This is a genomic window from Geodermatophilus sp. URMC 65, from assembly GCF_053502545.1.
Window position 1 is genome coordinate 3,355,569 of the sequence record NZ_CP199954.1, and the last position, 26,967, is coordinate 3,382,535.

At 75.8% G+C, this 26,967-nt stretch carries 33 protein-coding genes; 25 read left to right on the forward strand and 8 right to left on the reverse strand.

The genetic code is table 11. From position 1 onward, the window contains the following. Positions 1-120 precede the first annotated feature (120 nt). Genes rplQ through truA form a run of 3 tightly spaced genes read left to right on the forward strand, consistent with a single transcriptional unit; the run spans position 121 to position 2,061 of the window. Positions 121-825, forward strand: coding sequence for a 50S ribosomal protein L17 (rplQ, locus tag ACWIX7_RS16355; RefSeq protein ID WP_448617480.1), 705 nt, complete (start codon positions 121-123; stop codon positions 823-825). After that, positions 822-1,205, forward strand: coding sequence for a hypothetical protein (locus ACWIX7_RS16360; protein ID WP_448617481.1), 384 nt, complete (start codon positions 822-824; stop codon positions 1,203-1,205). The genes rplQ and ACWIX7_RS16360 overlap by 4 nt, the downstream gene beginning before the upstream one ends. Next, complete coding sequence (gene truA / locus ACWIX7_RS16365; protein WP_448617482.1) at positions 1,144-2,061, forward strand: tRNA pseudouridine(38-40) synthase TruA; 918 nt, start codon at positions 1,144-1,146, stop codon at positions 2,059-2,061. Before ACWIX7_RS16360 ends, truA begins: the two co-directional genes overlap by 62 nt. A gap of 6 nt (positions 2,062-2,067) precedes the next feature. Here the strand turns inward: truA and ACWIX7_RS16370 are convergent, their stop codons facing one another. Then, positions 2,068-2,730, reverse strand: coding sequence for an NAD(P)-binding oxidoreductase (locus tag ACWIX7_RS16370; protein ID WP_448617483.1), 663 nt, complete (start codon positions 2,728-2,730; stop codon positions 2,068-2,070). A gap of 9 nt (positions 2,731-2,739) precedes the next feature. Further along, a complete protein-coding gene (mobA, locus tag ACWIX7_RS16375; RefSeq protein ID WP_448617484.1) occupies positions 2,740-3,345 on the reverse strand; it encodes a molybdenum cofactor guanylyltransferase in 606 nt (201 codons plus the stop codon). A gap of 41 nt (positions 3,346-3,386) precedes the next feature. Here mobA and fdhD point away from each other — a divergent pair, with 41 nt between their 5' ends. After that, complete coding sequence (fdhD, locus tag ACWIX7_RS16380) at positions 3,387-4,232, forward strand: formate dehydrogenase accessory sulfurtransferase FdhD (protein WP_448617485.1); 846 nt, start codon at positions 3,387-3,389, stop codon at positions 4,230-4,232. 184 nt (positions 4,233-4,416) lie between these two features. Here fdhD and ACWIX7_RS16385 read toward each other — a convergent pair whose 3' ends face one another. The 3 genes from ACWIX7_RS16385 to moeA all read right to left on the reverse strand — a co-directional run bounded on the left by ACWIX7_RS16385 (position 4,417) and on the right by moeA (position 6,743). Further along, positions 4,417-4,908 (reverse strand): MogA/MoaB family molybdenum cofactor biosynthesis protein, encoded by a 492-nt coding sequence (locus tag ACWIX7_RS16385; protein ID WP_448617486.1) that lies wholly within the window; start codon positions 4,906-4,908, stop codon positions 4,417-4,419. A 73-nt stretch (positions 4,909-4,981) separates the two neighbouring features. Beyond that, positions 4,982-5,458 (reverse strand): cyclic pyranopterin monophosphate synthase MoaC, encoded by a 477-nt coding sequence (gene moaC / locus ACWIX7_RS16390; RefSeq protein ID WP_448617487.1) that lies wholly within the window; start codon positions 5,456-5,458, stop codon positions 4,982-4,984. Between the two features lie 91 nt (positions 5,459-5,549). Beyond that, on the reverse strand, positions 5,550-6,743 hold the full coding sequence (moeA, locus tag ACWIX7_RS16395; protein ID WP_448617488.1) for a molybdopterin molybdotransferase MoeA: 1,194 nt from the start codon (positions 6,741-6,743) through the stop codon (positions 5,550-5,552). Between the two features lie 67 nt (positions 6,744-6,810). On the opposite strand from moeA, the gene ACWIX7_RS16400 reads away from it, so the two are divergent. From ACWIX7_RS16400 to tsaD, 17 genes are all read left to right on the forward strand, one after another. Beyond that, entirely contained in the window at positions 6,811-7,041 is a 231-nt protein-coding gene (locus ACWIX7_RS16400; protein ID WP_448617489.1) for a PfkB family carbohydrate kinase, read from the forward strand. Beyond that, positions 6,995-7,792: a PfkB family carbohydrate kinase gene (locus ACWIX7_RS16405; RefSeq protein WP_448617490.1), complete on the forward strand. Its 798-nt coding sequence runs from the start codon at positions 6,995-6,997 to the stop codon at positions 7,790-7,792. The genes ACWIX7_RS16400 and ACWIX7_RS16405 overlap by 47 nt, the downstream gene beginning before the upstream one ends. Before the next feature lie 50 nt (positions 7,793-7,842). Beyond that, positions 7,843-8,334 carry a beta-class carbonic anhydrase gene (locus tag ACWIX7_RS16410; RefSeq protein WP_448617491.1) on the forward strand — a complete coding sequence of 164 codons (492 nt, stop codon included), beginning with the start codon at positions 7,843-7,845 and terminating at the stop codon, positions 8,332-8,334. A 215-nt stretch (positions 8,335-8,549) separates the two neighbouring features. Next, entirely contained in the window at positions 8,550-8,993 is a 444-nt protein-coding gene (gene rplM, locus ACWIX7_RS16415) for a 50S ribosomal protein L13 (RefSeq protein WP_072919118.1), read from the forward strand. Further along, on the forward strand, positions 8,990-9,409 hold the full coding sequence (gene rpsI / locus ACWIX7_RS16420; protein ID WP_091380940.1) for a 30S ribosomal protein S9: 420 nt from the start codon (positions 8,990-8,992) through the stop codon (positions 9,407-9,409). The genes rplM and rpsI overlap by 4 nt, the downstream gene beginning before the upstream one ends. Before the next feature lie 11 nt (positions 9,410-9,420). Then, a complete protein-coding gene (glmM, locus tag ACWIX7_RS16425) occupies positions 9,421-10,764 on the forward strand; it encodes a phosphoglucosamine mutase (RefSeq protein ID WP_448617492.1) in 1,344 nt (447 codons plus the stop codon). Positions 10,765-10,982: 218 nt separating this feature from the next. Further along, entirely contained in the window at positions 10,983-12,845 is a 1,863-nt protein-coding gene (gene glmS / locus ACWIX7_RS16430; protein ID WP_448617493.1) for a glutamine--fructose-6-phosphate transaminase (isomerizing), read from the forward strand. A 159-nt stretch (positions 12,846-13,004) separates the two neighbouring features. Further along, positions 13,005-13,397 carry a holo-ACP synthase gene (locus tag ACWIX7_RS16435; protein WP_448617494.1) on the forward strand — a complete coding sequence of 131 codons (393 nt, stop codon included), beginning with the start codon at positions 13,005-13,007 and terminating at the stop codon, positions 13,395-13,397. After that, positions 13,394-14,851: an NAD(P)H-hydrate dehydratase gene (locus ACWIX7_RS16440; protein ID WP_448617495.1), complete on the forward strand. Its 1,458-nt coding sequence runs from the start codon at positions 13,394-13,396 to the stop codon at positions 14,849-14,851. The genes ACWIX7_RS16435 and ACWIX7_RS16440 overlap by 4 nt, the downstream gene beginning before the upstream one ends. Beyond that, positions 14,848-15,984 (forward strand): alanine racemase, encoded by a 1,137-nt coding sequence (gene alr / locus ACWIX7_RS16445; protein WP_448617496.1) that lies wholly within the window; start codon positions 14,848-14,850, stop codon positions 15,982-15,984. Before ACWIX7_RS16440 ends, alr begins: the two co-directional genes overlap by 4 nt. A gap of 38 nt (positions 15,985-16,022) precedes the next feature. After that, complete coding sequence (locus ACWIX7_RS16450; RefSeq protein WP_448617497.1) at positions 16,023-17,189, forward strand: alpha/beta fold hydrolase; 1,167 nt, start codon at positions 16,023-16,025, stop codon at positions 17,187-17,189. After that, positions 17,186-17,809, forward strand: coding sequence for a uracil-DNA glycosylase (locus ACWIX7_RS16455; RefSeq protein ID WP_448617498.1), 624 nt, complete (start codon positions 17,186-17,188; stop codon positions 17,807-17,809). Before ACWIX7_RS16450 ends, ACWIX7_RS16455 begins: the two co-directional genes overlap by 4 nt. After that, on the forward strand, positions 17,806-18,261 hold the full coding sequence (tsaE, locus tag ACWIX7_RS16460; protein ID WP_448617499.1) for a tRNA (adenosine(37)-N6)-threonylcarbamoyltransferase complex ATPase subunit type 1 TsaE: 456 nt from the start codon (positions 17,806-17,808) through the stop codon (positions 18,259-18,261). The genes ACWIX7_RS16455 and tsaE overlap by 4 nt, the downstream gene beginning before the upstream one ends. Then, positions 18,258-18,671, forward strand: a complete 414-nt coding sequence (locus tag ACWIX7_RS16465) for an NUDIX domain-containing protein (RefSeq protein WP_448622161.1) — start codon at positions 18,258-18,260, stop codon at positions 18,669-18,671. The genes tsaE and ACWIX7_RS16465 overlap by 4 nt, the downstream gene beginning before the upstream one ends. 6 nt (positions 18,672-18,677) lie before the next feature. Further along, positions 18,678-19,316: a tRNA (adenosine(37)-N6)-threonylcarbamoyltransferase complex dimerization subunit type 1 TsaB gene (tsaB, locus tag ACWIX7_RS16470; RefSeq protein ID WP_448617500.1), complete on the forward strand. Its 639-nt coding sequence runs from the start codon at positions 18,678-18,680 to the stop codon at positions 19,314-19,316. Further along, positions 19,313-19,759: a ribosomal protein S18-alanine N-acetyltransferase gene (rimI, locus tag ACWIX7_RS16475; protein ID WP_448617501.1), complete on the forward strand. Its 447-nt coding sequence runs from the start codon at positions 19,313-19,315 to the stop codon at positions 19,757-19,759. The genes tsaB and rimI overlap by 4 nt, the downstream gene beginning before the upstream one ends. A gap of 23 nt (positions 19,760-19,782) precedes the next feature. Next, positions 19,783-20,802 carry a tRNA (adenosine(37)-N6)-threonylcarbamoyltransferase complex transferase subunit TsaD gene (tsaD, locus tag ACWIX7_RS16480; RefSeq protein ID WP_448617502.1) on the forward strand — a complete coding sequence of 340 codons (1,020 nt, stop codon included), beginning with the start codon at positions 19,783-19,785 and terminating at the stop codon, positions 20,800-20,802. Between the two features lie 23 nt (positions 20,803-20,825). Here the strand turns inward: tsaD and ACWIX7_RS16485 are convergent, their stop codons facing one another. Both ACWIX7_RS16485 and ACWIX7_RS16490 read right to left on the reverse strand, forming a co-directional pair. Beyond that, entirely contained in the window at positions 20,826-21,239 is a 414-nt protein-coding gene (locus ACWIX7_RS16485; protein ID WP_448617503.1) for a DUF1761 domain-containing protein, read from the reverse strand. A gap of 55 nt (positions 21,240-21,294) precedes the next feature. Continuing rightward, positions 21,295-22,512 carry a class I SAM-dependent methyltransferase gene (locus ACWIX7_RS16490; protein WP_448617504.1) on the reverse strand — a complete coding sequence of 406 codons (1,218 nt, stop codon included), beginning with the start codon at positions 22,510-22,512 and terminating at the stop codon, positions 21,295-21,297. Between the two features lie 190 nt (positions 22,513-22,702). Here ACWIX7_RS16490 and groES point away from each other — a divergent pair, with 190 nt between their 5' ends. The 3 genes from groES (at position 22,703) to ACWIX7_RS16505 (ending at position 25,434) form a co-directional block, all read left to right on the forward strand. Next, positions 22,703-23,011 (forward strand): co-chaperone GroES, encoded by a 309-nt coding sequence (groES, locus tag ACWIX7_RS16495; protein WP_110005357.1) that lies wholly within the window; start codon positions 22,703-22,705, stop codon positions 23,009-23,011. A gap of 154 nt (positions 23,012-23,165) precedes the next feature. Continuing rightward, positions 23,166-24,806 carry a chaperonin GroEL gene (gene groL, locus ACWIX7_RS16500; RefSeq protein WP_448617505.1) on the forward strand — a complete coding sequence of 547 codons (1,641 nt, stop codon included), beginning with the start codon at positions 23,166-23,168 and terminating at the stop codon, positions 24,804-24,806. A gap of 115 nt (positions 24,807-24,921) precedes the next feature. Further along, a complete protein-coding gene (locus ACWIX7_RS16505) occupies positions 24,922-25,434 on the forward strand; it encodes a hypothetical protein (protein ID WP_448617506.1) in 513 nt (170 codons plus the stop codon). Between the two features lie 68 nt (positions 25,435-25,502). Here the strand turns inward: ACWIX7_RS16505 and ACWIX7_RS16510 are convergent, their stop codons facing one another. After that, on the reverse strand, positions 25,503-25,802 hold the full coding sequence (locus ACWIX7_RS16510; protein ID WP_091156592.1) for a WhiB family transcriptional regulator: 300 nt from the start codon (positions 25,800-25,802) through the stop codon (positions 25,503-25,505). Between the two features lie 344 nt (positions 25,803-26,146). Here ACWIX7_RS16510 and ACWIX7_RS16515 point away from each other — a divergent pair, with 344 nt between their 5' ends. Then, positions 26,147-26,908 (forward strand): LuxR C-terminal-related transcriptional regulator, encoded by a 762-nt coding sequence (locus tag ACWIX7_RS16515; protein ID WP_448617507.1) that lies wholly within the window; start codon positions 26,147-26,149, stop codon positions 26,906-26,908. Positions 26,909-26,967 lie beyond the last annotated feature (59 nt).

The following is a 26,967-nucleotide window of genomic DNA, read 5'->3' on the forward strand; positions in this document are numbered from 1 at the left end:
CACCACTGCCGGGCCCGCCACACTGGCCCGGAGGCACTACCCGCGCGCAGCGCACGAGACGTCAGCACCACCATGGAGTGCAGCCGGCACCGCGGCCCGGCAGCCTGAGGAAGGACCGACATGCCCACCCCCACCAAGGGCCCCCGTCTCGGCGGTTCCCCCTCGCACGAGCGGCTGATGCTGGCCAACCTGGCCACGTCGCTGTTCGAGCACGGGCGGATCACCACCACCGAGGCGAAGGCCAAGCGGCTGCGTCCCCTGGCCGAGAGGCTGGTGACTTTCGCCAAGCGCGGTGACCTGCACGCCCGTCGTCAGGTGATGACGACGATCCGGGACAAGGACGTCGTCCACACGCTGTTCGCCGAGATCGGGCCGCGCTTCGCGGACCGTCCGGGCGGCTACACCCGCATCACCAAGGTGGGCCCGCGCAAGGGCGACAACGCCCCCATGGCGGTCATCGAGCTGGTCGAGGGTCAGACCGTGGCCCAGCAGGCCGTCGGCGAGGCCGAGCGCGCCCGGGGCACCCGGTTCGCCGGTGCCGCCTCGGGTGCCGGCGCTGCATCCGCCGCCGGTGAGGTCACCGCCGACGCCCTCCAGGCCGCCGACGACACCGACACCGACACCACCGACACCGACACCGACACAACCGGCGCCGACACCACCGAGGCCGGCACCACCGACGCCGTGGCCCTCGATGCCGAGGCCGTCGACACGGACGCCACCGCGGGCGCGACCGCTGCGGGCGACGCGGAGGCCACCACCGGGACCGTTGCGGCCGACGCCGAGAGCCCGGGCGACGCCGAGGAGACGGGCGGCGCGCGGTGAGCGACCGCGAGCAGCCGGGCCAGGGCGGCGACGCCGGCGCGGCAGGGGTCTCCGCCGGCGGCGGTGACCAGGGCGCGACCTCCGTGGGCGAGACCACCGGTCCGGGTGGCGACACGTCACCGGCCGTGATCTCCGGCGACGTGGACGCCGAGGCGCAGGAGGTCGTCACCGACCTCTACAACCCCGACGGTGAGCGGCAGGACGACAACGACGTGACGCCGGAGCCCAAGGCCGAGAACACCGCCGTGGTCGACGACCCGGTGCTGTCCCCGGACGTGGCCGCTGCTGCCGCCGCCGAGGTGGAGGCCGCCGAGCTGGGTGACGCCGCCACCGCCGGCACGCACGCGCCCGGGGGCGAGTCCGCTCCCGACCCGCGGTGAGCGGTCGCTGACCAGCCACCACGTCCCCGACGAGCCCGCCACCGCACCCGGTGGCGGGCTCGTCCGTCTCCGCCTCGGGATCGCCTACGACGGCACCGCGCTGCACGGCTGGGCCCGGCAGCCCGACCAGCGCACCGTGCAGGGCGACCTCGAGGAGGCCCTGGCCAGGGTGCTGCGCCGACCGGTCGCGCTGACCGTCGCGGGCCGCACCGACGCCGGGGTGCACGCCACCGGCCAGGTCGCGCACGCCGACGTCCCCCGCACGGTGTGGGAGGAGCAGCGGCCACGGCTGGTGCGCCGGCTGCGCGGCGTGCTACCGCCCGACATCGCCGTCCACTCGATCGACGAGGCGCCGCCGGAGTTCGACGCCCGCTTCGGGGCGCTGCGCCGCCACTACGTCTACCGGCTCACCGACGCCGACAGCGGGCCGTCGCCGCTGCGCCGGGCCGACACGGTCGGCTGGCCCCGCAGGCTGGACGCCGACGCGATGGCGGCCGCCGCGGACCTGCTGCTGGGCCTGCACGACTTCGCCGCCTTCTGCCGGCACCGCGAGGGCGCAACGACGATCCGCACGCTGGTCACCCTGGCGGTGACCCGGGAGGGCGACCTGGTGGCGGTACGGGCGTCCGCGGACGCCTTCTGCCACTCCATGGTGCGCAGCCTCGTCGGTGCCCTCACCGCGGTGGGGGAGGGCCGGCGTCCACCGGAGTGGCCGGCCGCGCTGCTGGGCCGCACCGAGCGCTCCAGCGAGGTGCCGGTCGTCCCGGCCGGGGGGCTGACTCTGGTGGCCGTCGACTACCCGCCGGACGACGAGCTGGCCGCCCGGGCGGAGGTCACCCGGGCCCTGCGCTCCTGAAGCCGTTCAGGGCAGGGCGGCGACCGCCTCCTCGATCGGGGTGTCGCCGCTCACCAGCTCCACGACCTCGTCGGTCTTGCCGGCGTCCAGCAGCGCGAGCAGCACCGCGGCGACGTCGTCCCGCGGCACCTCGCCGAACTCCACGCCGTGGGCGAGGGTGACCCGGCCGGTGCCGGGCTCGTCGGTGAGCCGGCCGGGCCGCAGGATCACCGTGTCGAGCCCGGGCCGGGGCAGGATGGCGTCCTCGGCGGCCAGCTTGGCCTGCAGGTAGACGGCGAAGACCGGGTCCATGCCCCGGGGCGTCCCCTGGCGGGCCTGCTCGACGCCCATCGAGGACACCAGCAGGTAGCGCCGGACGCCGGCCCGCTCGGCTGCGTCGGCGAGCAGCAGCGCCGCGCCCTTGTCGACGGTGTGCTTGCGGGCCTCGCCGCTGCCCGCGCCGGCGCCCGCCGCGAACACGACCGCGTCCGCCCCCGAGACCACCTCGGCCACCTGGTCGACGCCGGTCTGCTCGAGGTCGAGGACCACCGGCTCCACGCCGTCGGCGCGCAGGTCGTCGGAGTGCGCGGGGTTGCGGACGATGCCGACGACCGTGTCACCGCGACCGGACAGCAGGCGGCCGAGGCGGCGGGCGACCTGCCCGTGGGCCCCGGCGATGACGAAGCGCATGGGCAGCCCCTACCCCTGAGGGCGGCGCGGAACCCGGCGGGCGGCGGCCGCCCGGGCGCGGGCGAGGTCGGCCGGGGTGTCGCAGTCGGTCCACGGGGGCGGCTGCCCGGGCCCGACCTCCGGGTGCAGCCGGCGCACCGCGAGCGGGGCGAGCACCCGGCGCACCGGGGTGGGCCCGTGGACGTCGGCGACCGCCGCACGCAGGGCCGACGTCCGCCACACCCCGAGCAGCAGCTGGTCCCGATCGGTGTCGTCGACCACCAGGACGCCGTCGCCGGTCAGCCGCTCGCGCAGCGCGTCGATGAGCGCGCGGGTCAGGAACGGCAGGTCGCCGGCGAGCAGCGCCACCACGTCCCCGGGGACGTGCGCCAACCCGGCCCGCATCGCGGCCACCGGCCCACCGCGCGGCGGGTCCTCGCGGACGACCAGGACGTCCGGCGGCACCGGCTGCGGCGGGCCGACGACGATCCGCGGGGAGGCGTCGGGGACGGCGGCCAGGACCGCCTCGAGGATGGTGCGGCCGCCGACGTCCAGCTGCGGCTTGGGCTGCCCGCCCATCCGCGCCGCGCGGCCGCCGGCGAGGACGACGGCGGCGTAGGGCGGGAGCGCGGGCACCCAGCGACCGTAGGGCCCCGACGTGGGTACCGTCGCCCTCCGTGGGACGAGTCACGAGCCGGACACCGGTGCTGCGGATCCGCGGCGCGGCGCACAGCACCCGCCCGGACACCGTGGCGGCCGAGGAGCCGCTGGAGATCCGCCTGGCGGGGACGCCGCTGGCGGTCACGATGCGCACGCCGGGCGACGACTTCGACCTGGTGCACGGCTTCCTCGCCACCGAGGCGGTGATCGGGTCCGCGGACGACGTGGCCGGGCTGCGCTACTGCAACTCCGTGGACGAGGACGGCCGCAACACCTACAACGTCGTCGACGTCGACCTCGCCCCCGGCGTGGAACCCCCGGACACCGCGCTGGACCGGAACTTCTACACCTCCAGCTCGTGCGGCGTCTGCGGCAAGGCCAGCATCGACGCGATCCGGACGAAGACGCGGCACGACGTCGCGGGGGACGACGTCCGGCTGCCACTGCAGACGCTGCTCGCCCTGCCCGACCGGCTGCGCGCGGCCCAGCAGGTGTTCGACAAGACCGGCGGGCTGCACGCCGCCGGGCTGTTCACCGCGGACGGCGAGCTGGTGGCCCTGCGGGAGGACGTCGGCCGGCACAACGCCGTCGACAAGGTGGTCGGCGACGCGGTGCGCGAGGGGCGGCTGCCGCTGGCCGGGCACGTGCTCATGGTCAGCGGGCGGGCCAGCTTCGAGCTCACCCAGAAGGCGGCGATGGCCGGCATCCCGGTGCTGGCCGCGGTGTCGGCGCCGTCGTCCCTGGCGGTGGAGCTGGCCGCCGACGTCGGGATCACCCTGGTCGGCTTCCTCCGCGGCGACGGCTGCAACGTCTACACCCGCACCGAGCGCATCGTCGTCCCGGAGGAGCCGGATCCGCGTTGATCATGAGCTCGTTGCCGCGCTCGGCGGCGTGTCGGCGCGTGTCAACGGCAAGAACCCCATGATCAACCGCGCCCCGTCGAGGGCCGGCCGGACCAGGCCCCCGTCGTCCCACCGGTCGACGTCCGGGCACTCGTCCCGGGTCCCGCCCCGAGCGTGCGAGGGGTGGGGAGGACGGGGTCCTTCCTCAGTGGTCGCCTCCCCGGAGCTGCGAGACCACGTGGGGGAGCAGGGGGCCGAGGACGGCGAGGGCGTCCCTCACCCCACCGGTGGAGCCGGGCAGGTTCACGACGAGCGTGCTCCCGGAGGTCCCGGCGATCCCGCGGGAGAGCACCGAGGTGGGCACCTTCGACTCCCCGTACCGCCGCACCGCCTCGGCGATGCCGGGCGCCTCGCGCTCGAGCACCCGCCGGGTGGCCTCGGGGGTGACGTCGGTGGGGGAGAGCCCGGTGCCGCCGGTGGTGAGGACGACGTCCGCCCCGGACCCGATGGCCTCCAGCAGCACCATCTCCAGCTCGGCGGCGTCGTCGGGGCGCACGTGCGGCCCCTCGACGGTGAACCCCAGCGCGCGCAGCCCCTCGGCGAGGGCCTGCCCGCTGCGGTCCTCGTAGACGCCGGCGGAGGCGCGGTTGGAGGCGGTGACGACGACGGCGCGGGCGTCGGCCGGCAGCCCGCTCACGTGGTCCTCCTCGCTGCGCTCGTCGGACACGTCCGCGTGGCTGCTGTGTCCCCGGATGAGCTCGCGAGCTCGCTCATCTCCGCCACTCCCCGCTCTTGCCGCCGGACTTGGCGAGCAGCCGGACGTCGGTGATGGCCGCGCGCGGGTCGACGGCTTTGACCATGTCGATGACGGTCAGCCCGGCGACGGCGACCGAGGTGAGCGCCTCCATCTCCACGCCGGTGCGGTCGGCGGTGCGGGCGGTGGCGACGATCTCGACGGCGTCGTCGGCCACGGTCACGTCCACGGTGACGCCGTGCAGGGCGATCGGGTGGCACAGCGGCACGAGGTCGGGCGTCCGCTTGGCCCCGGCGATGCCGGCGATGCGGGCGACGGCGACGGCGTCCCCCTTGGGCACCCCCTCGCCGCGCAGCAGCGTGACCACCTCGGGGCTGACCAGCACCCGGCCGGCCGCGGTGGCCTCGCGGGCGGTGACCGGCTTGGCCGAGACGTCGACCATGCGGGCGGCGCCGGCCTCGTCGACGTGCGTCAGACGCGGTTCGGGGGTCACGAGTCCTCCTCGCCGGCGCTCGTCGGCCTCGTGGCCAGAGGTGCTCTGCTCATCGGTGACCTGGCGCTCATCGGTGACCTGGCGAGCTCGTTCACTGGAGTGCTCCTTCGATCAGCACGACGTCCACCGGGGCGCCGGCGGGCAGTTCGGTGACGTCCTCGGGGACGACGACCAGGCAGTTGGCGCGGGCCAGGTGGGCGACCAGGTGCGAGCCGGGCCCGCCGACCTGCGAGACCGTGCCCGCGTCGTAGCGGCCGCGCAGGAACTGGCGGCGCCCGGCGGGGGAGCGCAGCGCGGCGGTGAGCGTCGCCGGTGCGCGCAGCCGGCCGGGGTCGGCGTGGCCGAGGGCCCGGCGCAGCGCCGGGCGGACGAAGACCTCGAAGGAGACGAACGAGCTCACCGGGTTGCCGGGCAGGGTGACCACCGGGACGCCGTCCACCGTGCCGGCCCCCTGCGGGCCGCCGGGCTGCATCGCGACCTTGACGAACTCGACGGTGCCCAGGGTCCGGAAGGCGTCCCTCACCACCTCGTAGGCGCCGGCGCTGACCCCGCCGCTGGTGATCAGCAGGTCGGCGCTCGCGAGCTCGGCGCGGACGGCGGCGAGGAACTCCTCGACGTCGTCGGGCACGAAGTGCAGCCGCCGCGCCGTCCCCCCGGCGTCCTCGACCGCGGCGACCAGCAGCGCGGAGTTGGACTCGTAGATCTGCCCGGGCAGCAGCGGCTCGCCGGGCTCGACCAGCTCGCTGCCGGTGGAGAGCACCAGCACCCGCGGCCTGCGGCGCACCCACAGCGTCCGCGCGCCGACGGCGGCGGCCAGGCCCAGCTGCGCGGCGCCGAGCGGGGTGCCGGCGGTGAGGGCGACCGTGCCGGCGGTGATGTCCTCGCCGGCCCGCCGCACGTGGGTGCCGGGGGCGGGGGCGTCGCGGATCTCCACGACGTCGGTGGCGCCGTCGGTCAGCTCCACCGGGACGACGACCTCCGCGCCCGCAGGGAGCGGCGCGCCGGTCATGATCCGCTGCACCGTGCCGGGCTCGAGCGGGCGGACGTCGGTGCGCCCGGCGGGGACGTCGTCGGCGACCGGCAGCCGCACGGGCAGGTCGGCGACCTCGGCCGCGCGCGCGGCATAGCCGTCCATCGCGGAGTTGTCGAAGCCGGGCAGCGACACCTGCGCGGTCACGTCGCGGGCGAGCACCCGGTTGTGCGCAGCCGCCAGCGGCACCTCCTCCTCGCCCAGCGGGGCGAGCAGCGCCGTGACGACCGCCTGGTGTTCCTCGACCGTGCGCACGGGGCACATCCTGACCGATCCGCGTCAGGCGCACCGGTGGCAGGCGCACCGGGGAGGGCGAGCAGGGATGGCCGACGTCGTGGTCCTGGGCCAGGTGGGCCGCGACCTCGTGCTCCGCACCTCCGCCCTGCCCGGGCCCGGCGGCTCGGCGAGGGTCGGCGAGCGCCGCGAGCTGCTCGGTGGGAGGGGCGCCGACCAGGTGGTGGCGCTGGCCCAGCTCGGCGTGCCGGTCGCGCTGGTCGGCGTCGTGGGTGAGGTCTTGCCGGGGCACCCAAGCGGTCGCGCAGGCCGCGGCTGACGGGATCGACGTCTCCGCCGTCGTGCGCCGCCGCGGCGCCGCCACCGCGCTGCTGGTCGACCTGGTGGAGGACGGCGGGGTGCGCCGGCTGCTCCATGACGTGCCCGACGCCGTCCTGCTCACCCCGGACGACGTCGCCGCGGCCACCGACCAGTTCGCCGCCGCGCAGGTGGTGAGCCTCCAGCTGCAGCAGCCGGGGGCCGCCGTGGGAGCCGCGCTGCAGCGGGTGCCCGAGGGCGTGATCGTCGTCATCGACGGTGCGCCGGAGGACGACGCCACCCGCGACGCGGTGCTGGCCCGGGCCGGCGTGGTCCGGGCCGACGCCACCGAGGCGCGGCTGCTCACCGGCCGGGACCTGTCCGGGGTGGACGCCGCCCGGGACGTGGCGGCCGAGCTGCTCACCGCCGGGGCGCGGGTGGTCGCGCTGGGCGTGGGGGGAGGAGGGCGACCTGGTCGCGTGGCGGACCGGTCCGCGGTTCGGCGTCGCCGCGGAGGAGCTGGAGGTCGACCCCGGCTGGGCCGACGGCGACGTCCTGGTCCCACCGCTCGGCGAGCAGCCGGTCGACCCGACCGGAGCCGGGGACGCCTACGTCGCCACGCTCGTCGCGACGCTGCTGGGCGGCGCTCCCCGGAGGACGCCGCCTGGGCCGCGTCGGCGGCCGCCGGGCTGACCGTGGCGCACGCCGGCGGCCGCCCGCAGCCGGACCCCGGTGTCCTGGGAGCGGTGGTCCGCCGGGGCCGGAGCCGCTGAGCTGCCCGTTAGGGTCCGTGCGGGACCGAGGGACCGACCGAGGGGTGGACATGAGCGAGATCGACCGGATGCTGGCGGCCAACGCCGACTGGGCGGAGCGGTTCCCCGGCTCGAAGGACGTGCGTCCGGCCCGCCGCGTCGCCGTGGTGGCGTGCATGGACTCCCGGATGCCCCTGTTCCAGATGCTCGGCCTCGAGGTCGGCGACGCGCACGTCATCCGCAACGCCGGCGGCGTCGTCACCGAGGACGTCGTCCGCTCGCTGACCGTCTCCCAGCACGTGCTGGGCACCCGCGAGATCCTGCTGGTGCACCACACCCAGTGCGGGCTGCAGGCCACCGACGACAACTCCTTCGCCGACCTGGTCGAGCAGGCCACCGGCCGCCGCCCACCCTGGGCCGTGCGCGCCTTCCGTGACGCCGAGGACGACGTGCGCGAGTCGATGCGGCTCATCCGCGAGAGCCCCTACCTGCTCTCCCGCGAGGTCAGGGGCACCGTGTACGACGTCGACACCGGCGTGCTCCGCGAGGTCGTCGAGGCCTGACCTCCCCTGTGGGCCTCCTGCAGCTGGCAGGACTTCGTCCCCCCCGCCAGCTCGAGGCGGTGCCCCGGACGGGGCGGAGGGCAGGGGTCCTCCGACTGGTATCGTGGTCGGCTGGCGCGCGCGGCCGGCTGGTGTCCGCGTGTCCCGCACCGTCTCCCGTGCTCGGTGAGGCGATCCCACCAGCCGATCCGACGACGACGGAGGACACGAGCGCCGTGCGCACGTACACCCCGAAGCCCGGCGAGGTCAGCCGGGCCTGGCACGTCATCGACGCCACCGACGTGGTGCTCGGTCGACTCGCCAGCCAGACCGCGATCCTGCTCCGCGGCAAGCACAAGCCCCAGTACGCCCCGCACGTCGACGTCGGCGACTTCGTCGTCATCGTCAACGCGGGCAAGGTCGCGCTGACCGGCTCCAAGCGCGACGAGAAGATCGCCTACCGCCACTCGGGCTACCCGGGCGGCCTCAAGCGGATCAACGTCGGCGACCAGCTGCGCACGCACCCCGACCGCGTCATCGAGCGCGCGATCAAGGGCATGCTGCCGCACAACAGCCTGGGCCGTCAGATGCTCAAGAAGCTGAAGGTGTACGCCGGGCCCGAGCACCCGCACGCCGCTCAGCAGCCCCAGTCCTACGAGATCAAGCAGGTGGCCCAGTGACGACCGCCCTCACCGTGACCGACGCCGAGGGGCGTCCGGTGCAGACCGTCGGCCGGCGCAAGGAGGCCATCGTCCGCGTGCGCCTGCTGCCGGGCACCGGCCAGTTCCGGCTCAACGGCCGCACCATCGAGGAGTACTTCCCGAACAAGGTGCACCAGCAGCTCATCCGTGAGCCGTTCGTGACCGTCGAGCGGACCGAGCAGTACGACGTCGTCGGCATCCTCCGGGGTGGCGGCGTCAGCGGCCAGGCCGGCGCGCTGCGCCTGGCCATCGCCCGCGCGCTCGTCGCCGTCGAGGCCGAGGACCGCCCGGCCCTCAAGAAGGCCGGCTTCCTCACCCGCGACCCCCGCGTCACGGAGCGCAAGAAGTACGGGCTCAAGAAGGCCCGCAAGGCGCCCCAGTACTCCAAGCGCTGACCGGTACGCCCGTGGGTCGCCTCTTCGGGACCGACGGCGTCCGGGGTCGGGCCAACGCCGACCTCACGCCGGAGTTGGCCCTCTCGGTGGCACGTGCTGCCGCCGGCGTGCTCGCCGACCGCGACGGGACCCAGCGTCCCGTCGCGGTCGTCGGCCGTGACCCCCGCGCCAGCGGGGAGATGCTGGAGGCCGCCGTGGTGGCGGGCCTCGCCAGCGCCGGCGCGCAGGTGCTGCGGGCCGGGGTGCTGCCCACCCCGGCGATCGCGCACCTCACCGCGCACACCGGCGCGGACCTCGGCGTGATGATCTCCGCCAGTCACAACCCGATGCCCGACAACGGCATCAAGCTCTTCAGCCGGGGCGGCCACAAGCTGCCCGACGCGGTCGAGGCCGCCATCGAGCAGGCCGTGACCGCCGGCGAGGCCGACGGCCCGCGCCCCACCGGCGCCGGGATCGGCCGGGTCTCCGACCTCACCGACGCCGGTGCGGTCTACGTCGAGCACCTGCTGTCGACCCTCGAGCGGCCGCTGTCCGGGCTCACCCTCGTCGTCGACTGCGCCCACGGCGCCGCCGCGGTGTGCGCGCCCGAGGTCTACCGGCGTGCCGGGGCCACCGTGCACGTCATCGGTGGGGAGCCCGACGGCTGGAACATCAACGACGGCATCGGCTCCACCCACCTCGGCCCGCTGACCGAGGCCGTGCGCGCGCACCGCGCCGACCTCGGCATCGCGCACGACGGTGACGCGGACCGCTGCCTGGCCGTCACCGCCGAGGGCGACGTCGTCGACGGCGACGCGATCCTGGCGGTCTGCGCGCTCGGGCTGCACGAGCACGGCCGGCTCACCGGCGACACCGTCGTCGCCACGGTCATGAGCAACCTCGGCTTCCACCACACCATGCGCGACGCCGGCATCGCCGTGCACACCACCGCCGTCGGCGACCGGTACGTGCTCGAGGCGCTGCGGGCGCAGGGGTTGAGCCTGGGCGGCGAGCAGAGCGGCCACCTGGTGTTCCTCGACCACGCCACGACCGGCGACGGCCTGCTCACCGGCCTGTCGCTGCTGTCCCGGATGGCCGAGACCGGCTCGTCGCTGGCCGAGCTGGCCTCGGTGGTGCAGCGGCTGCCGCAGGTCCTGGTCAACGTGCCGGTGCGCGACCGGCTGGCGGTCGTGGAGAGCGACGAGGTCGCCGCGGCGGTCAACCACTGCGAGGCCGAGCTCGGGGACGACGGCCGGGTGCTGCTGCGCCCCTCGGGCACCGAGCAGCTCGTGCGGGTGATGGTCGAGGCGCCCACCCAGGAGCGCGCCGACGCCATCGCCAGGCGCCTCGCCGACGTCGTCGCGGCCGTCGACTGAGAGAGGACCACCCTCCCCGCCACGCCTCGCACGCTCGGCGCGGGCCCTGGCGGGTGGCCGTCCAGCACGTCACCAGGCTCGGGGCGGGACCGCGCCGGGCGGCACCTGGCCGCGGTGTCGACCGGGGGGACGACGACGTCATGACACACCAGTCACATCTGTCGCTCCCACTCGTCTGAGGGAGGGACGGGTCCGGTCCCGCCGGTAACCTCCATGGAATGTGCGGCATCGTGGGATACGTCGGCCCGCAGAACGCTCTGGACGTCGTCCTGGAGGGTCTGCGCCGGCTGGAGTACCGGGGGTACGACTCGGCGGGCGTCGCCGTCCTCGCTGACGGTGGGCAGGCGACGGCGAAGAAGGCCGGCAAGCTGGCCAACCTGGAGAAGGTCCTCGCCGACCAGCCCCTGCCCGAGTCGACGATCGGCATCGGGCACACCCGCTGGGCGACGCACGGCGGGCCGACCGACCGCAACGCCCACCCGCACCTGTCCGCGGACGGCAAGGTCGCGGTCATCCACAACGGGATCATCGAGAACTTCGCCGCCTTGCGCGCCGAGTGCCAGTCGGCCGGCGTCGAGTTCTCCTCCGAGACCGACACCGAGGTCGCCGCACACCTGCTGGCGACGACCTACGCCGAGACGCCGGAGGGCCCCGGCCGCCTGGCCGAGGCGATGCGCGCGGTCAGCCGCCGCCTGGAGGGCGCCTTCACCCTGGTCGCCTCGCACGCCGACGAGCCCGACACCCTGGTCGCCTCCCGTCGCAACAGCCCGCTGGTCGTGGGCGTCGGCGACGGCGAGTACTTCCTCGGCTCCGACGTCGCCGCCTTCATCGCGCACACCCGCGAGGCCCGTGAGCTGGGCCAGGACCAGATCGTGGAGATCCACCGGGAGCGCGGGGTCACCGTCACCGACTTCGGCGGCACGGTCGTCGAGCCCACGGCGTACACCGTCGACTGGGACGCCGCGGCCGCCGAGAAGGGCGGTCACGACTGGTTCATGCTCAAGGAGATCGCCGAGCAGCCGCAGGCGGTCGCCGACACCTTGCTGGGCCGGCTCGGCGAGGACGGGCGGCTGGTCCTCGACGAGGTCCGCCTCTCCGACCAGGACCTGCGCGACATCGACAAGGTCTTCGTCGTCTCCTGCGGGACCTCGTACCACGCCGGCCTGATCGCCAAGTACGCCATCGAGCACTGGACCCGCATCCCGGTCGAGGTCGAGGTGGCCAGCGAGTTCCGCTACCGCGACCCGGTGCTCGACCGGTCCACGCTGGTCGTCGTCATCAGCCAGTCCGGCGAGACGATGGACACCCTGATGGCGCTGCGGCATGCCAGGGACCAGAAGGCCCGCACGCTGGCCATCTGCAACGTCAACGGCTCGACCATCCCGCGGGAGTCCGACGCCGTCCTCTACACCCACGCCGGCCCGGAGATCGCGGTCGCCTCCACCAAGAGCTTCCTGGCGCAGATCGTCGCCTGCTACCTGGTCGGCCTCTTCCTCGCCCAGATCCGCGGCATCAAGTACGCCGACGAGGTCGCCGCGATCGTCGAGGACATCCGCGGCCTGCCGCAGGCCGTCGAGCAGGTGCTCGCCCAGATGGAGCCGGTGCGTGCGCTGGGCCGGACGCTGGCCGACGCCGACACGATCCTGTTCCTCGGCCGGCACGTGGGCTTCCCCGTGGCGCTGGAGGGTGCGCTCAAGCTCAAGGAGCTCGCCTACATCCACGCCGAGGGCTTCGCCGCCGGGGAGCTCAAGCACGGGCCGATCGCGCTCATCGACCAGGGCACGCCGGTCGTGGTCGTCGTCCCGTCGCCGCGCTCCCGGGAGTCGGTGCACGGCAAGGTCGTGTCCAACATCCAGGAGGTGCGGGCCCGTGGGGCGCGCACCATCGTGATCGCCGAGGAGGGGGACGACGACGTCCTGCCCTACGCCGACCACGTCATCCGGGTGCCCCGCACGCCGACGCTGCTGGCCCCGATCGTGACGACGGTGCCGCTGCAGGTGCTGGCCTGCGAGATCGCCGGCTGTCGCGGCTACGACGTCGACCAGCCGCGCAACCTGGCCAAGAGCGTCACCGTCGAGTGACGCTCCCCGCGGCGATCAGCTGAGCTGGTCGTCGCGGGGCCTGGCTCACTCCCGGAGGTGAGCCAGGACCCGCGACGGTGAGCTGCGACCGTTCCGGCCCGCCTGCCGAGCACCTCCCGCCGGACGGCGCGGCAGACGGCGGCACGGCAGACTGACCCGGTGATCATCGGGGTCGGGATCGACGTGGTGCCGGTCGACCGCTTCGCCGAGTCCCTGACCCGCACCCCGGGCCTGCGGGACCGGCTGTTCACCGCCGCGGAGCAGCAGACGCCGCGGGGCGCGCCGCGCACCGGGGAGTCGCTGGCCGCCCGGTTCGCCGCCAAGGAGGCCGTGACCAAGGCCCTCGGTGCACCCGGCGACCTGCGCTGGCACGACGTCGAGGTCAGCGTCGGAGAGCACGGCCGGCCGTACCTGACGGTCCGCGGGACGGTGGCCGGCCGGGCGGCGCAGCTCGGCGTCACCTCCTGGCACGTCTCGCTCAGCCACGACGGCGGCATCGCCTCGGCGGTGGTCGTCGCCGAGGGCGTGCTGCGTGGGGGGGAGGAGGCGTGATCGGGCTGTACACCGCCGCCGAGGTGCGCGTGGCCGAGGAGCCGCTCCTGGCCGCCACCCCGGAGGGCACGCTGATGCAGCGGGCCGCGACCGGCCTGGCCACCGTCTGCCTGGGGCTGCTCGGCCGCGTGCACGGCACCCGCGTCACCGTGCTCGCCGGCGCCGGCAACAACGGCGGGGACGCGCTCTTCGCCGGCGCCCACCTGGCCCGCCGCGGCGCCCGGGTGATCGCCGTCCTGCTCGATCCGGAGCGGGCGCACGCCGCCGGCCTGGCCGCGCTGCGCGCCGCGGGCGGGTGGGTCACCGGCCCCGACGGGCCGACCGGGCTGGAGCGCGCCGACCTCGTCCTCGACGGGATCGTCGGCATCGGCGGTCGCGGGGGCCTGCGTCCGCCCGCTGCCGCGCTGGTCGAGCGGGCTGCCACGGGGCCGGGGCTGATGGTCGCCGTCGACGTCCCCAGCGGGGTGGACACCGACACCGGCGCGGTGCCCGGGGCGGCGTTCCCGGCGCAGCACACGGCCACCTTCGGCGCGCTGAAGACCGGGCTGGTGGTGGGGGAGGGCCGCGGGTACGCCGGCCAGGTGCACCTGGTCGACATCGGGCTGGCCCTGCCACCGGCCGGGGTGCACCAGGTGACCGACGCCGACGTCGCAGGACGCGTCCGCCCGCCGCACGCCGGCGACGACAAGTACACGCAGGGCGTGGTCGGGGTCGTCGCCGGCTCCTCGACCTACCCGGGCGCCGCCGTGCTGTGCACGGGTGCGGCGCTGCGCGCCCGCCCGGGGCTGGTCCGCTACGCCGGGACGGCGGCCGCCGGCGTGCGGGCCGCCTGGCCGGAGGCGATCGTCACCGAGGGCCGGCCCTCCGACGCCGGGCGGGTGCAGGCGTGGGTGGTCGGCCCCGGCATGGGCACCGACGACGACGCCCGCAGCGTGCTGGCCGAGGTGCTGGCCACCGACCTGCCGGTGCTGGTGGACGCCGACGCACTCACCATGGCCGCGCAGGACCCGGACATCGTGCGACGCCGGTCGGGGCCCACGGTCCTCACGCCGCACGACCGCGAGTTCGCCCGCTTCGGGAGCGAGGTGGGGGACGACCGGGTCGGCGCGGCCCGCCGGCTGGCCGCCGACCTGGGCGCCGTCGTCCTGCTCAAGGGCGACGCGACCGTCGTGGCCGCGCCGGACGGGACCGCGTACGTCAACGGCACCGGCACGCCGTGGCTGGCCACGGCCGGCACCGGCGACGTCCTCTCCGGGCTCACCGGCGCGCTGCTGGCCACCGGCCTGCCGCCCGCCGAGGCCGCGGCGGTCGGCGCGCACGTGCACGGGCGGGCCGGGCAGCTGGCGGCTGAGGAGGGGCCGCTGATCGCGAGCGACCTGGTCCGCTCCCTGCCGGCCACGCTGGCCCGCCTGCGGCGGGCGCCCGCGGATCGGCTGGGAGACTGGGGCACGTGAGCGATCCAGCCCGGGCCGAGGTGGTCGTCGACCTCGACGCCATCGCCGCGAACACCGCGGCGCTGCGCGAGCGCGTCGGCCGCCCGCTGATGGCGGTGGTGAAGGCCGACGGCTACGGCCACGGCCTGGTCCCGGCCGCACGCGCGGCGCTGGCCGGGGGAGCCGACGCGCTGGGCGTCGCGGTGCTGGAGGAGGCGCTGGCGCTGCGCGGGGCCGGCATCGCCGCCCCGCTGCTGGCCTGGCTGCACACCCCCGGCACCGACTACGCCGCAGCGCTGACCGCCGAGGTCGAGGTGTCGGTCAACGCCGAGTGGGCCCTGGCCGAGGTGGTCGCCGCCGCCCGCGCCACCGGGCGCACCGCTGCCGTTCACCTGTTCGCCGACACCGGGCTCTCCCGCGAGGGCGCCACCGAGGCCGAGTGGCCCGGCCTGGTCGCCGCCGCGGCGCGGGCGCAGGCCGACGGCGACGTGGCCGTGGTGGGCCTGTGGAGCCACATGGCCTACGCCGACGCACCGACCCACCCGACGATCGGCGCGCAGGTGCGGGTGTTCGAGGAGGCGGTGGCCCTCGCTCGGGCGGCGGGTCTGACGGAGGCCCGGCTGCACCTGGCCAACTCGGCGGCGACGGTCGCGCTGCCCGACACCTGGTACGACATGGTGCGCCCGGGGATCGCCGTCTACGGGCTGGACCCGCTCGGCGGGGACCCGGCCGCCCACGGGCTGCGGCCGGCGATGACGGTGCGGGCCCGCGCTGCGCTGACCAAGCGGGTGCCCGCCGGCGTCGGGGTCTCCTACGGCCACACCTACTTCCCGGAGCGCGAGACGACGCTGCTGCTGGTGCCGGTCGGCTACGCCGACGGCGTGCCGCGCGCGGCGGGCAACCGGGCGCCGGTCCTGGCCGCCGGGGCACACCGGACGATCGCCGGGCGCGTCTGCATGGACCAGTTCGTGCTGGACGTCGGCGACGCCGAGGTGCACGCGGGCGACGAGGTCGTGCTGTGGGGGCCGGGGGACGGCGGTGAGCCGACGGCGCAGGACTGGGCCGACGCGGTCGACACCATCCACTACGAGCTGGTCACCCGGATCGGCGGCCGCTTCACCCGCCGCTACGTCGGCTCGGCGGGGGCGGTCTGATGACGGCGAGGCGACACCCGAGACCGCGCCGGCAGTCCGTGCCGCTGTCGCACTCCCGCGCCGGGGTCATCGGCGCCGTCCTCGGCCTGGCCGCGGCCGGCACCGCCGTCGGCGTCGCGGTCAGCCGGGCCGCCGCCCGGCGGGTGGGCGCCGAGCGGCTGGGTTCGGCGGCCGGCCTGCCGTCGGGGGCGACGGACGCCGAGCTGCGCGAGGACGACCCGCTCGGCCCGGCGTCCCGGCGCGCCGACCGCACCGCGCTGGTCCCCGCCGACGACGGCGTGCTGCTGGCGGTGGAGGAGGTCGGGCCGACCGACGCCCCGCTGACCGTGGTCTTCTGCCACGGCTACTCGCTGTCGATGGCGTCGTGGACCTTCCAGCGGCGGGCGCTGGGAGCGGCGCTGGCCACCGCCAACGGCTCGCGGCCGACGGCGCGGCTGGTGTTCTACGACCAGCGCGGGCACGGCGCCTCCGGCCGCGGGCCGGCCGAGCACTCGACGATGGAGCAGCTGGGCCGCGACCTCGAGGCGGTGCTGCGCGCGCGGGTGCCACACGGACCGGTGGTGCTGGTCGGGCACTCCATGGGCGGGATGACCGTGATGGCGCTGGCCGAGCTGCGCCCGGAGCTGTTCGGGACGCGGGTGGTCGGGGCGGCGCTGCTGAGCACCTCCAGCGGCAACCTCGCCGACCTCGACTTCGGCATGCCCGAGCTGCTGACCCGGCTGCGGGCGGCGGTGCTGCCGATCGCGGCGTTCACCATGCGCCGCCGTCCCGGCTTCGCCGAGCGCACCCGCCGGCTGGCCGCCGACCTCATCTCGCACGTCACGTGGTCGCTGTCGTTCGCGTCGAACGACGTCGACCCGGCGCTGGGCCGCTACGTCGACTCGATGATCGCGGGCACCCCGGTCGAGGTCATCGCGGAGTTCTACCCGGCGCTGGCCGGCCTGGACGAGACGGCGGCGCTGGAGCCGCTGCGCGCCGTCCCGGTGCTGGTGCTGACCGGCGACAGGGACACGCTGATCCCGCCGGAGCACAGCGACACGATCGTGGACCTGCTCGGCGGGCCCGGTGCGCCGGGCCTCGAGCACGTCGTCGTCCGCGAGGCGGGCCACATGGTGCCGCTGGAGAAGCCCGACGAGGTGACCGCCGCGCTGTCGGCGCTGCTGCGCCGGGTGGTCGCCGACCTCCCGACGGGAGCGGGACGGTGACCCGGCCGCCCCGCTTCGACGCCACCGCCGAGGAGGTCGCCCGCACCGCGGCCGCTGCTCCCGACTGGGCGGCACTGGCCGCCGCCGCCCGCCCCTGCGTGGCCTGCCCCGAGCTGGCCGCCACCCGGCAGCACGTGGTGGTGGGCGACGTCCCGGTCGGCGGGCGCCCGCGGTTCGCGCTGGTCGGTGAGGCGCCGGGGGCGAACGAGGACGAGACCGGCCGGCCGTTCGTGGGGAGGTCGGGTCAGCTGCTCGACCAGCTGCTGGCCGAGGCGGGGCTCGAGCGCGCCGAGGCCGCCGTGCTCAACATCGTGAAGTGCCGCCCGCCGGGCAACCGGACGCCGAAGGCCCCGGAGGTGGCCCGCTGCAGCGGCTGGCTGCGGCGCCAGCTGGAGCTGCTGGACCCGCCGGTCGTCGTCGCGCTGGGGCTCTCGTCGGCCAAGTGGTTCCTCGGCCCGCGCACCGTGCTGGCGCAGGCCCGCGGCCGGGCGCACGACGTCGACGGTCGAGCGGTCTGGGCCACCTACCACCCGTCGGCGGCGATCCGGTTCGGCCCGGGCGGGGCGCCGCGGGCCGGGCTGCTGGCCGACCTCACCGCCGTCGCGGGGAGCCTGGCGTGAGGCGCGAGCACGTGCTGCCGACCCCGGCCGACACCCGTGGGCTCGGCGCCGCGCTGGCCGAGCTGGTGCGCGCCGGCGACCTGGTGGTGCTGGTCGGCCCGCTGGGTGCGGGCAAGACGGCGCTGACCCAGGGCATGGGCGAGGCGCTCGGCGTGCGCGAGCCGGTCACCTCCCCGACGTTCGTCATCTCCCGCGTGCACCGCGGCGGCCGGCTGCCGATGGTGCACGTCGACGCCTACCGCCTCGGCGGGGTCGCCGACGTCGACGACCTCGACCTCGACGCGTCCACCGAGGAGTCGGTGACCGTCGTGGAGTGGGGGCAGGGGCTGGTCGAGCAGCTGGCCGAGGAGCACCTCGAGGTGCGGCTGGACCGCCGCGACGACGACGTCCGGACGGCGGTGCTCGTGCCGCACGGTCCCGGCTGGGAGCGGCGGCTGGGCGGGTCGGTCTGACCGGGCACCACGTCGTCGCCGGGGTCCTCGTGCGTGGGGCCACGGTGCTGATGGGTCACCGGTCGCCGGACCGGCGCTGGTACCCCGACGTGTGGGACCTCCCGGGCGGGCACGTCGAGCCGGGGGAGGACGAGCCGGCCGCGCTGGCGCGGGAGCTGCGCGAGGAGGTCGGTGTCGTCCCCCGGGACCCCGTGCTGCTGACCCGGCTCGAGGACGGCGAGCTGCGCCTGTCCCTCTGGGTGGTGCGTTCGTGGGACGGCGAGCCGCGCAACCTGCAGCCGCACGAGCACGACGAGCTGCGCTGGGTGGGCTCCGCGGACCTGCCCGGGCTGCGCCTGGCGCACCCGGCCTACGTCGACGTGGTCCGGCGGGCGGTCGCGGGAGCCGGTCGGGCCGCGGGACTAACCTGAGCGGTCGTGCTCGTCCTCGCCCTCGACACCGCCACGCCGACGCTGGTCGCCGGCCTCGCCCGGTGGTCCCCCGACGGCGCGATCGAGGTGCTCGCGGAGCGGGCGACCCCCTCGGGCAACCGGCACGCCGAGCTGCTCACCGTCGCGGTCACCGAGGTGCTGCGCGACGCCGGCCTCGCGCTCGGTGACGTCGAGGCGGTCGCGACCGGGCTGGGCCCCGGACCGTTCACCGGGCTGCGGGTCGGGGTGGTCACCGCCGCGGCGATCGGTGACGCCCGCGGCCTGCCCGTGGTGGGCGTCTGCTCGCTGGACGCGGTCGGCTCCGGCGCCCGCACCGTGGTCACCGACGCCCGCCGCAAGGAGGTCTACTGGGCCGCCTACGCAGCCGACGGCTCGCGCACCGGCGGCCCGGGTGTGGCGCGCCCGGAGGAGCTGGCGGTCGCCGGCGCGGTCGTCGGCGACGCCCGGTTCGCCGAGCGGCTGGGCGTGGCGGTCAGCCCGGCCGAGGTGACGACGACGGGGCTGGTCCGGGCGGCCGCGGAGCAGCTGGCCGACCCGTCGTCCGCCGGCCCGCTCGTCCCGCTGTACCTCCGCCGCCCGGACGCCGTCCCACCGACGTCGTTCAAGCCGGTGACCACCGCATGAGCGCGCGGCTGCGGCCGATGCGGCTGGCCGACCTGGACGCCGTCCTCGAGCTCGAGGAGCAGCTGTTCGCCCCGGACACCTGGACCCGGGCGATGTACCGCGACGAGCTGGCCCGCACCGACACCCGCTCCTACCTGGTGGCCGAGGACGGCGACCGGGTCGTGGGCTACGCCGGGCTGATCGCCTACGACGACGAGGCGCACGTGGCCACCATCGGCGTCGCCCCGGACCGGCAGGGCGAGGGGATCGGCGCCGCGCTGCTGGAGGCGCTGCTCGCCGAGGCCGACCGGCGCAGCCCGGTGGTGCTGCTGGAGGTGCGGGCCGACAACGAGGTGGCGCAGGGGCTGTACCGCCGGCGCGGGTTCACCGAGATCGGCCGGCGGCCGCGCTACTACCAGCCGAGCGGCACGGACGCCGTCGTGATGAAGCGGGAGAGGCTGTGAACGGGGTGGGCGGGGAAGCGATCGTGCTCGGGTTCGAGACCTCGTGCGACGAGACCGGCGTCGGCCTGGTGCGCGGGCGGACGCTGCTGTCCGACGCCCTGGCCACGTCGGTGGGCGAGCACGAGCGCTTCGGCGGGGTCGTGCCGGAGATCGCCTCGCGAGCCCACCTGGAGGCGATGGTGCCGACCGTGCACCGGGCGCTGGCCGAGGCCGGGCTGAGCGCCTCGGACGTCGACGCGGTCGCGGTGACCGCCGGGCCGGGGCTGACCGGGGCGCTGCTGGTCGGGCTGGCCGCGGCCAAGGCCTATGCGCTGGCGCTGGACAAGCCGCTGTACGGCGTCAACCACCTGGCCGCGCACGTCGCCGTCGACGAGCTGCAGCACGGCAGGCTGGCCGAGCCGTCGTTGGCGCTGCTGGTCTCCGGCGGGCACAGTTCGCTGCTGCTGGTGCCCGACCTCGCCCGCGAGGTGCAGTCGCTGGGCCGCACCATCGACGACGCCGCGGGGGAGGCCTTCGACAAGGTGGCCCGCGTGCTCGGCCTGCCGTTCCCCGGCGGCCCGCCGATCGACAGGGCGGCGCGCGAGGGCGACCCGGCGGCGATCGCCTTCCCGCGCGGGCTCACCGGCCCCCGCGACGCCCCCTACGACTTCTCGTTCTCCGGCCTGAAGACCGCCGTCGCCCGGTGGGTCGAGGCCCGGCAGCGGGCGGGGGAGCCGGTGCCGGTGGCCGACGTCGCGGCGTCGTTCCAGGAGGCGGTCGCCGACGTGCTGACCGCCAAGGCGGTGCGCGCGTGCCGCGACCACGGCGTCGACCACCTGGTGCTCGGTGGCGGGGTGGCGGCCAACTCGCGGCTGCGCGCGCTGGCCGAGGAGCGTTGCGCGGCGGCCGGGATCGTGCTGCGGGTGCCCAGCCCGCGGCTGTGCACCGACAACGGCGCCATGGTGGCGGCCCTGGGCTCGCGGCTGGTCGAGGCCGGGGTGGCGCCGTCGGCACCGGACGTCGGCGCGGACAGCTCCCTGCCGATCGACGTCGTCACCCGCTGAGCGGCGCCTCCGCGCGAGGTGGGTCATCGCCGCCTCGGCCCGCGGGCGACCGTGACGGAGAGCAGCAGGAGCTTGACCAGCCAGTCGCCGGCGTGGATCGCGGCCAGCTGCCAGGGCACCTTCTCGTGCACCACCGAGCCGGTGAGCAGGACGACGGGGAACGCTCCCCAGAGGCCCAGCCCCAGGCGCGCCGCGCTGCCCGGGTCCCGCGCCCCCGTGGACCCGGAGAGGAGGGCCACGGCGGTGGCGACCGCCCCGCTGCGGGCGAGCTCCACCGGGAGCACCCAGGCCGCGGGTGGTCCGCCGTCGGCGTAGGCCTCGTCCAGCTCCGCGAGCCGGCTGCCCCAGGCCGTGTACCAGGCCGTGCTGGCCAGCACGGATCCGGCGGCCGCGAGGCCGATCCTCCGGAGGTCGACGTGCGTGTCCCGTCCGTCCATGCGTCCTCCTCGGGTGCGGGTCCTCGGACGTGTGGACCCGGGCGGCCGTGCGGACTCATCGGTCGGAGCGGTCGCACACCAGGGCGGTGGGGACGCCGGCGACCCGGGTCACGACGACGGTCGCCGTCCCCGCGCCCTCGCCGCGCAGCTGGCGGGCGAGGGTCTCCGGCTCGATCGGCGAGCCGCGCTTCTTGACCACCACCCGGCCGACGTCGCGCGTCCGCAGCAGGGCCTTGAGCTTCTTGAGGTTGAACGGCAGCACCTCGTCGACCCGGTACGAGGACACCCACGGGGAGGGGGTCGGTCCGTCGGAGGTCAGGTAGGCGATCGTCGGGTCGACCAGCGTCGCGCCGAGGTCGGCGGCGACCAGCGACACCAGGCCCGACCGGATCACCGCCGGGTCCGGCTCGTGCAGCCAGCTCCGCATTGGTCCGGACGGCGCGGGCCCGGGGTCGGCGTCGGCGGTCAGCTCCAGGACGGCGTCGCCGCGGACCAGCGACGCACGCCGCCGGACCGTCGACACCGCGCGGCCCCACAGCAGCGCCTCGACGATCGAGCCGCCGGCCGACACCCACTCCGCCTCGACGCCGTCCGGCACCCGCTCGTGGTCCAGGCCCGGTGCCACCTTGACCACCGCGCGCGGCACCCGGTCCAGCAGCGCCGCCACCGTCGTCCAGGGCGGCGACCAGCGGTCGGGGTCCAGCTGCCGCCGTCCACCGGCCCGCCGTGCCGGGTCCAGGACGGCGGCGGCACAGCCGGCCACCTCGCCGCCGCGCGCCGCGTCGACGAGCTCGACGGCGTCGCCGGCGACCACCCACACCCGGTCGGCCACCCCGAGGGCCTCGGCGTTGGCGGCGGTCAGCTCGCGGGCCAGCGGGTCGAGGTCGACGGCGAGCACGCTGGCCCCGGCCCGCGCGAGCGCCACGGTGTCGGTGCCCGACGCGCAGCCGAGGTCGGCGGCCGAGTCGGCGGCGTCGGCGAGCAGGCGCCGCGCCCGCCGCGCGGCCAGCGCGGGCCGGCCGGCCTGCTCGAGGGTGCCGGCGGTGAGGAACAGGACGTCGGTGTCGGCGCCGAACACCGGCCGCGCCCGCGCGCGCAGCCGCGCCAGCTCCCAGGCCGGGCCGGCGTGCTCCGCACCGACCTGCGCCCGCAGCCGGGCCAGGGCGGGCAGTACCTCGAGGCCCTGGTCCACCAGCCGGGCGGCGAGCGCGGTGGCCGCAGCCCCCTCGGGCGTGCGCAGCCAGCGGAGCTGCTCGAGCGCGTCGTCGGGCACGCAGCACAGCGTGGCGCACGGGTCCGTCGCCCCCCTCGGGGACCCGGTTGAGTGGCTGGCACTCTCCTGGGTAGAGTGCCAATCGACACGGGCACGGGCGCCTGACCCCCGCGACGGCAGGCACCGGCACCGTGCCACAGCATCAGAGCAGACCCACCAGCCGTCCGATCCCGAAGGGGGCGTCGCTGACGTGACGACCGCTACCAAGGTCAACATCAAGCCGCTGGAGGACCGTGTCGTGGTCCAGGCCAACGAGGCCGAGACCACCACCGCCTCCGGCCTGGTCATCCCGGACACCGCCAAGGAGAAGCCGCAGGAGGGCACGGTCATCGCCGTGGGCCCCGGTCGCATCGACGACAACGGCAACCGCGTCCCGCTCGACGTCAACGTCGGCGACGTGGTCATCTACTCGAAGTACGGCGGCACCGAGGTGAAGTACGCCGGCGAGGAGTACCTGGTGCTCTCCGCCCGCGACCTGCTCGCCGTCGTGGAGAAGTAGAAGGACCCCGTCCTCCTCACCCCTCGCAAGCTCGGGGTGAGCCTCTGGACGGGGCCGACACGACCGCCCCGGCGACCCGAACTGACCGGGTCCCGGGGCGGTCGTCGTCCGAGCTCACCCGCCCGTCCCACCTGCACCCTGATCGGAAGGGCCCATGGCCAAGATCATCAAGTTCAACGAGGACGCCCGCCGCGCGCTCGAGCGCGGGGTGGACAAGCTCGCCGACGCGGTCAAGGTGACCCTCGGCCCGCGCGGGCGCAACGTCGTCCTCGACAAGAAGTTCGGCGCCCCGACCATCACCAACGACGGCGTGACCATCGCCCGTGAGGTCGAGCTCGAGGACCCGTACGAGAACCTCGGCGCCCAGCTGGCCAAGAACGTCGCCACCAAGACCAACGACGTCGCCGGCGACGGCACCACCACCGCCACCGTGCTGGCCCAGGCCCTGGTGCACGAGGGCATGCGCAACGTCGCCGCGGGCGCCAGCCCGACGGCGCTCGGCGTCGGCATGCGCGCCGCCGCCGACGCGGTCGCCAAGGCCCTCGACGAGGTCGCCATCCCGGTCTCCGACCAGGCCGCCATCGCCGGCGTCGCGACCGTCTCGGCGCAGGACGCCGAGGTCGGCGAGCTCATCGGCCAGGCCATGGAGAAGGTCGGCAAGGACGGCGTCATCACCGTCGAGGAGAGCACCACCCTCTCCACCGAGCTCGACGTCACCGAGGGCGTGCAGTTCGACAAGGGCTACCTCTCGCCCTACTTCGTCACCGACCAGGAGGCGATGGAGGCCGTCCTCGAGGACGCCCTCGTGCTGCTGGTCAGCGGCAAGATCAGCGCGCTGGCCGACCTGCTCCCGCTGCTGGAGAAGGTGCTCTCCACCGGCGGCCGTCCGCTGCTGATCGTCGCCGAGGACGTCGAGGGCGAAGCGCTGTCCACCCTCGTCGTCAACTCGATCCGCAAGACCATCAAGGTCGTCGCGGTGAAGTCGCCGTACTTCGGCGACCGCCGCAAGGCGTTCATGACCGACCTCGCCGTCGTCACCGGCGGCCAGGTCGTCAGCGAGGACGTCGGCCTCAAACTCGACCAGGTCGGCCTCGAGGTCCTCGGCACCGCGCGCCGGGTCACCGTCACCAAGGACGAGACGACGATCGTCGACGGCGGCGGCACCGGTGAGGCCATCGGCGACCGGGTCGCGCAGATCCGCCGCGAGATCGAGGCGACCGACTCCGACTGGGACCGCGAGAAGCTGCAGGAGCGGCTGGCCAAGCTCGCCGGTGGCATCGGCGTCATCCGCGTCGGCGCGGCCACCGAGGTCGAGATGAAGGAGAAGAAGCACCGGATCGAGGACGCCATCGCCGCCACCCGTGCCGCGGTGGAGGAGGGCGTCGTCCCCGGTGGTGGCTCGGCGCTGGTCCACGCGGCCGCGGCGATCGACTCCCTCGACCTCTCCGGTGACGAGCTGACCGGTGCCCGCGTGGTCCGGCGGGCGCTGGACGCCCCGCTGGTCCGGATCGCCGGCAACGCCGGGTTCGAGGGCCAGGTCGTGGTGGCCAAGGTCCGCGAGGCCGGTGTCGGCCAGGGCTTCAACGCCGCGACCGGCGAGTACGGCGACCTGGCTGCCCAGGGCGTCATCGACCCGGTCAAGGTCACCAAGGCCGCGCTGGGCAACGCCGTCTCGATCGCCGCGATGGTGCTGACCACCGACTCCGCCGTCGTCGAGGCGCCGGAGGAGGAGGAGCCGGCCGGAGCCGGGCACCACACCCACGGCCACTCGCACGGCCACGGGCACAGCCACTGAGCTGACGCCCGAGCTCTGCGCGGAGGGCCCGGTCCGGATCGTCCGGACCGGGCCCTCCGTCGTCCGCGCTCGGCGAGGGGTGGGCCCTCGGGTGGTCCTCGACCACCATGGCGGGATGCTCGCCGACGCGCTGCACGCACCTGGTCCGGCGGATCCCGCGGCCATGGACGACTTCGGCCGGCTCGTCGGGGACTGGCGGCTGCACTGGAGCGGCCTGGCCCCCGACGGCACGTGGCACCACGCGACCGGGGAGCTGCACGTGGGCTGGGTCCTCGGCGGGCGTGCCGTCCAGGACGTGTGGATCGTGCCCGGGCGGGGGGAGCCCGGTGCCGGGGTGCCGCCGCTGGCCTTCCACGGGACGACGGTGCGCTTCCTGCACCCGGACGGCGACCGGTGGCTGTCGACCTGGATGGAGCCGGTCAACGGCCGGGTCCGGCGCTTCACCGGGCGGGCGCACGGTGCCGACGTGGAGCTGCTCAGCGACGACGAGGAGCCGTGGCTGCGGTGGCGGATCACCGATGTGCGCGCGGACTCCTTCACCTGGTCGGCCGAGACCTCCCGGGACCGCGGCCGCACGTGGGTGCACGATGAGCTGATGCGGGCCGAGCGCCTGGCACGGCCCCACTGACGGCGAGAGGGCCGGTCCAGCAGCTGCTGGACCGGCCCTCTCGCCGTGTCGGGAGTGTGGCCCCTCCTTCAGACCCCCGCGGCGACGGCGGCGGGCTCCGCGGCGATCAGCCGGGCGCGCTCCTCCTCGCTCATGCCGCCCCAGACCCCGTAGGGCTCGCGGACCGAGAGGGCGTGCTTCAGGCAGGACTCGACGACCGGGCAGCGGGCGCAGACCGCCTTGGCGGCCGCCTGACGGCGGGCCCGGGCCGGACCCCGCTCGCCGTCCGGGTGGAAGAAGAGAGCTGTGCTCTCCCCGCGGCAGGCGCCGTGCAGCTGCCAGTCCCAGACCTCGGCGACGGGGGTGGGCAGGCGGCGGATGTCGGCCATTGCGTCCTCCTCGGCTCGGTGCGAGCCGGAGGGGGCGGTCCGGCTGCATGGGGGCCGGTGCCCGAGGCCTCAGCGGGTCAAACCCACGGCGACCCTGCATTTTGTCGGCTCAGCTCTCCCCCCGCTGGGTGAGAGCGGGTGTTGCCGCCTCCCGGAGTCGATCAAGGTGGCTGCAGGCCGTGCCGAACACCCCCACGGGACACCCGTCGGCGGTGCCGGTCCCGGCCGCAGCGACGACGACGGGTCCCCGGACGGGACCGCGTGTCCGAGCGACACCCGGCCGGGGCACCCGGGCGGTGGGGGACCGGCCCAGGGACGTGTGGCCGGGCGAGCGAGGAGCAGGCGTGATCGACGACAGGATGCGCGGACCCGGCCACGGCACGACGTGCGTGTGGGTCTACGACGAGCGCAGACGGGTCCGCGACGACATCGCGGGTCGGCTGGTGGCACTGCCCTTCGTGGGACGGGTGGAGGTCGTCGGCGACGCCGCCGCCCTCATGGCCCGGCTGGCCACGCGCCAGCCCGACGTCCTGCTCATCGGCACCCAGCGCGCCACGGACTCCGGGCTCACCGTCGCCACCCAGGCGCTGCGGACCCACCCGCGGCTGCCGGTGCTGGTCCTCGGTGCTCCCGACGACGCCGAGACCGTCCGCGCGGCGGTCGCGGTCGGTGCCCGCGGCTACCTGCGCTGGGACGCGACCGCGCTGGAGATGGGCCTGGGCCTGTCGCGGGTCGGCCTGCGGGTCGACGGCCGCGGCCCGCTGCCGTCCGTCCCGCCGCAGCCGGTGCCGCTGGCCTCGGTCGGCGCGCACGCCGGTCACGGCAACGGGACGCCGGCCTGGAACGGCGCCACCCCGCTGGCCGGCGCCGCGCCCACGACGGTGCGCTCGACCGTCCGCGAGCCCGCGCCGGTCAGCCTCTCGATGCGCGAGATGCAGGTGCTCACCGGCATGAGCCAGGGCAAGAGCAACGCCCAGATCGGCCGCGAGCTCTACCTGTCCGAGGACACCATCAAGACCCACGCCCGGCGGCTGTTCCGCAAGCTGGGTGCCAAGGACCGGGCCGAGGCGGTGGCCACCGGTTTCCGCCGCGGCATGATGTCCTGACCTGCCGAGCCGGGCTGTCCCGGCCAAGAACGCACGAGCGGGGACCGGCGCGTACGCCG

What these genes read in the sequence shown, in the direction of transcription:
- rplQ (WP_448617480.1), top strand. Translation starts at nt 121, where the DNA reads ATGCCCACCCCCACCAAGGGCCCCCGTCTCGGCGGTTCCCCCTCGCAC.
- ACWIX7_RS16370 (WP_448617483.1), bottom strand. Translation starts at nt 2,730, where the DNA reads ATGCGCTTCGTCATCGCCGGGGCCCACGGGCAGGTCGCCCGCCGCCTC.
- ACWIX7_RS16400 (WP_448617489.1), top strand. Translation starts at nt 6,811, where the DNA reads ATGGCCGACGTCGTGGTCCTGGGCCAGGTGGGCCGCGACCTCGTGCTC.
- ACWIX7_RS16410 (WP_448617491.1), top strand. Translation starts at nt 7,843, where the DNA reads ATGAGCGAGATCGACCGGATGCTGGCGGCCAACGCCGACTGGGCGGAG.
- glmS (WP_448617493.1), top strand. Translation starts at nt 10,983, where the DNA reads ATGTGCGGCATCGTGGGATACGTCGGCCCGCAGAACGCTCTGGACGTC.
- rimI (WP_448617501.1), top strand. Translation starts at nt 19,313, where the DNA reads ATGAGCGCGCGGCTGCGGCCGATGCGGCTGGCCGACCTGGACGCCGTC.
- ACWIX7_RS16485 (WP_448617503.1), bottom strand. Translation starts at nt 21,239, where the DNA reads ATGGACGGACGGGACACGCACGTCGACCTCCGGAGGATCGGCCTCGCG.
- groL (WP_448617505.1), top strand. Translation starts at nt 23,166, where the DNA reads ATGGCCAAGATCATCAAGTTCAACGAGGACGCCCGCCGCGCGCTCGAG.
- ACWIX7_RS16505 (WP_448617506.1), top strand. Translation starts at nt 24,922, where the DNA reads ATGCTCGCCGACGCGCTGCACGCACCTGGTCCGGCGGATCCCGCGGCC.
- ACWIX7_RS16510 (WP_091156592.1), bottom strand. Translation starts at nt 25,802, where the DNA reads ATGGCCGACATCCGCCGCCTGCCCACCCCCGTCGCCGAGGTCTGGGAC.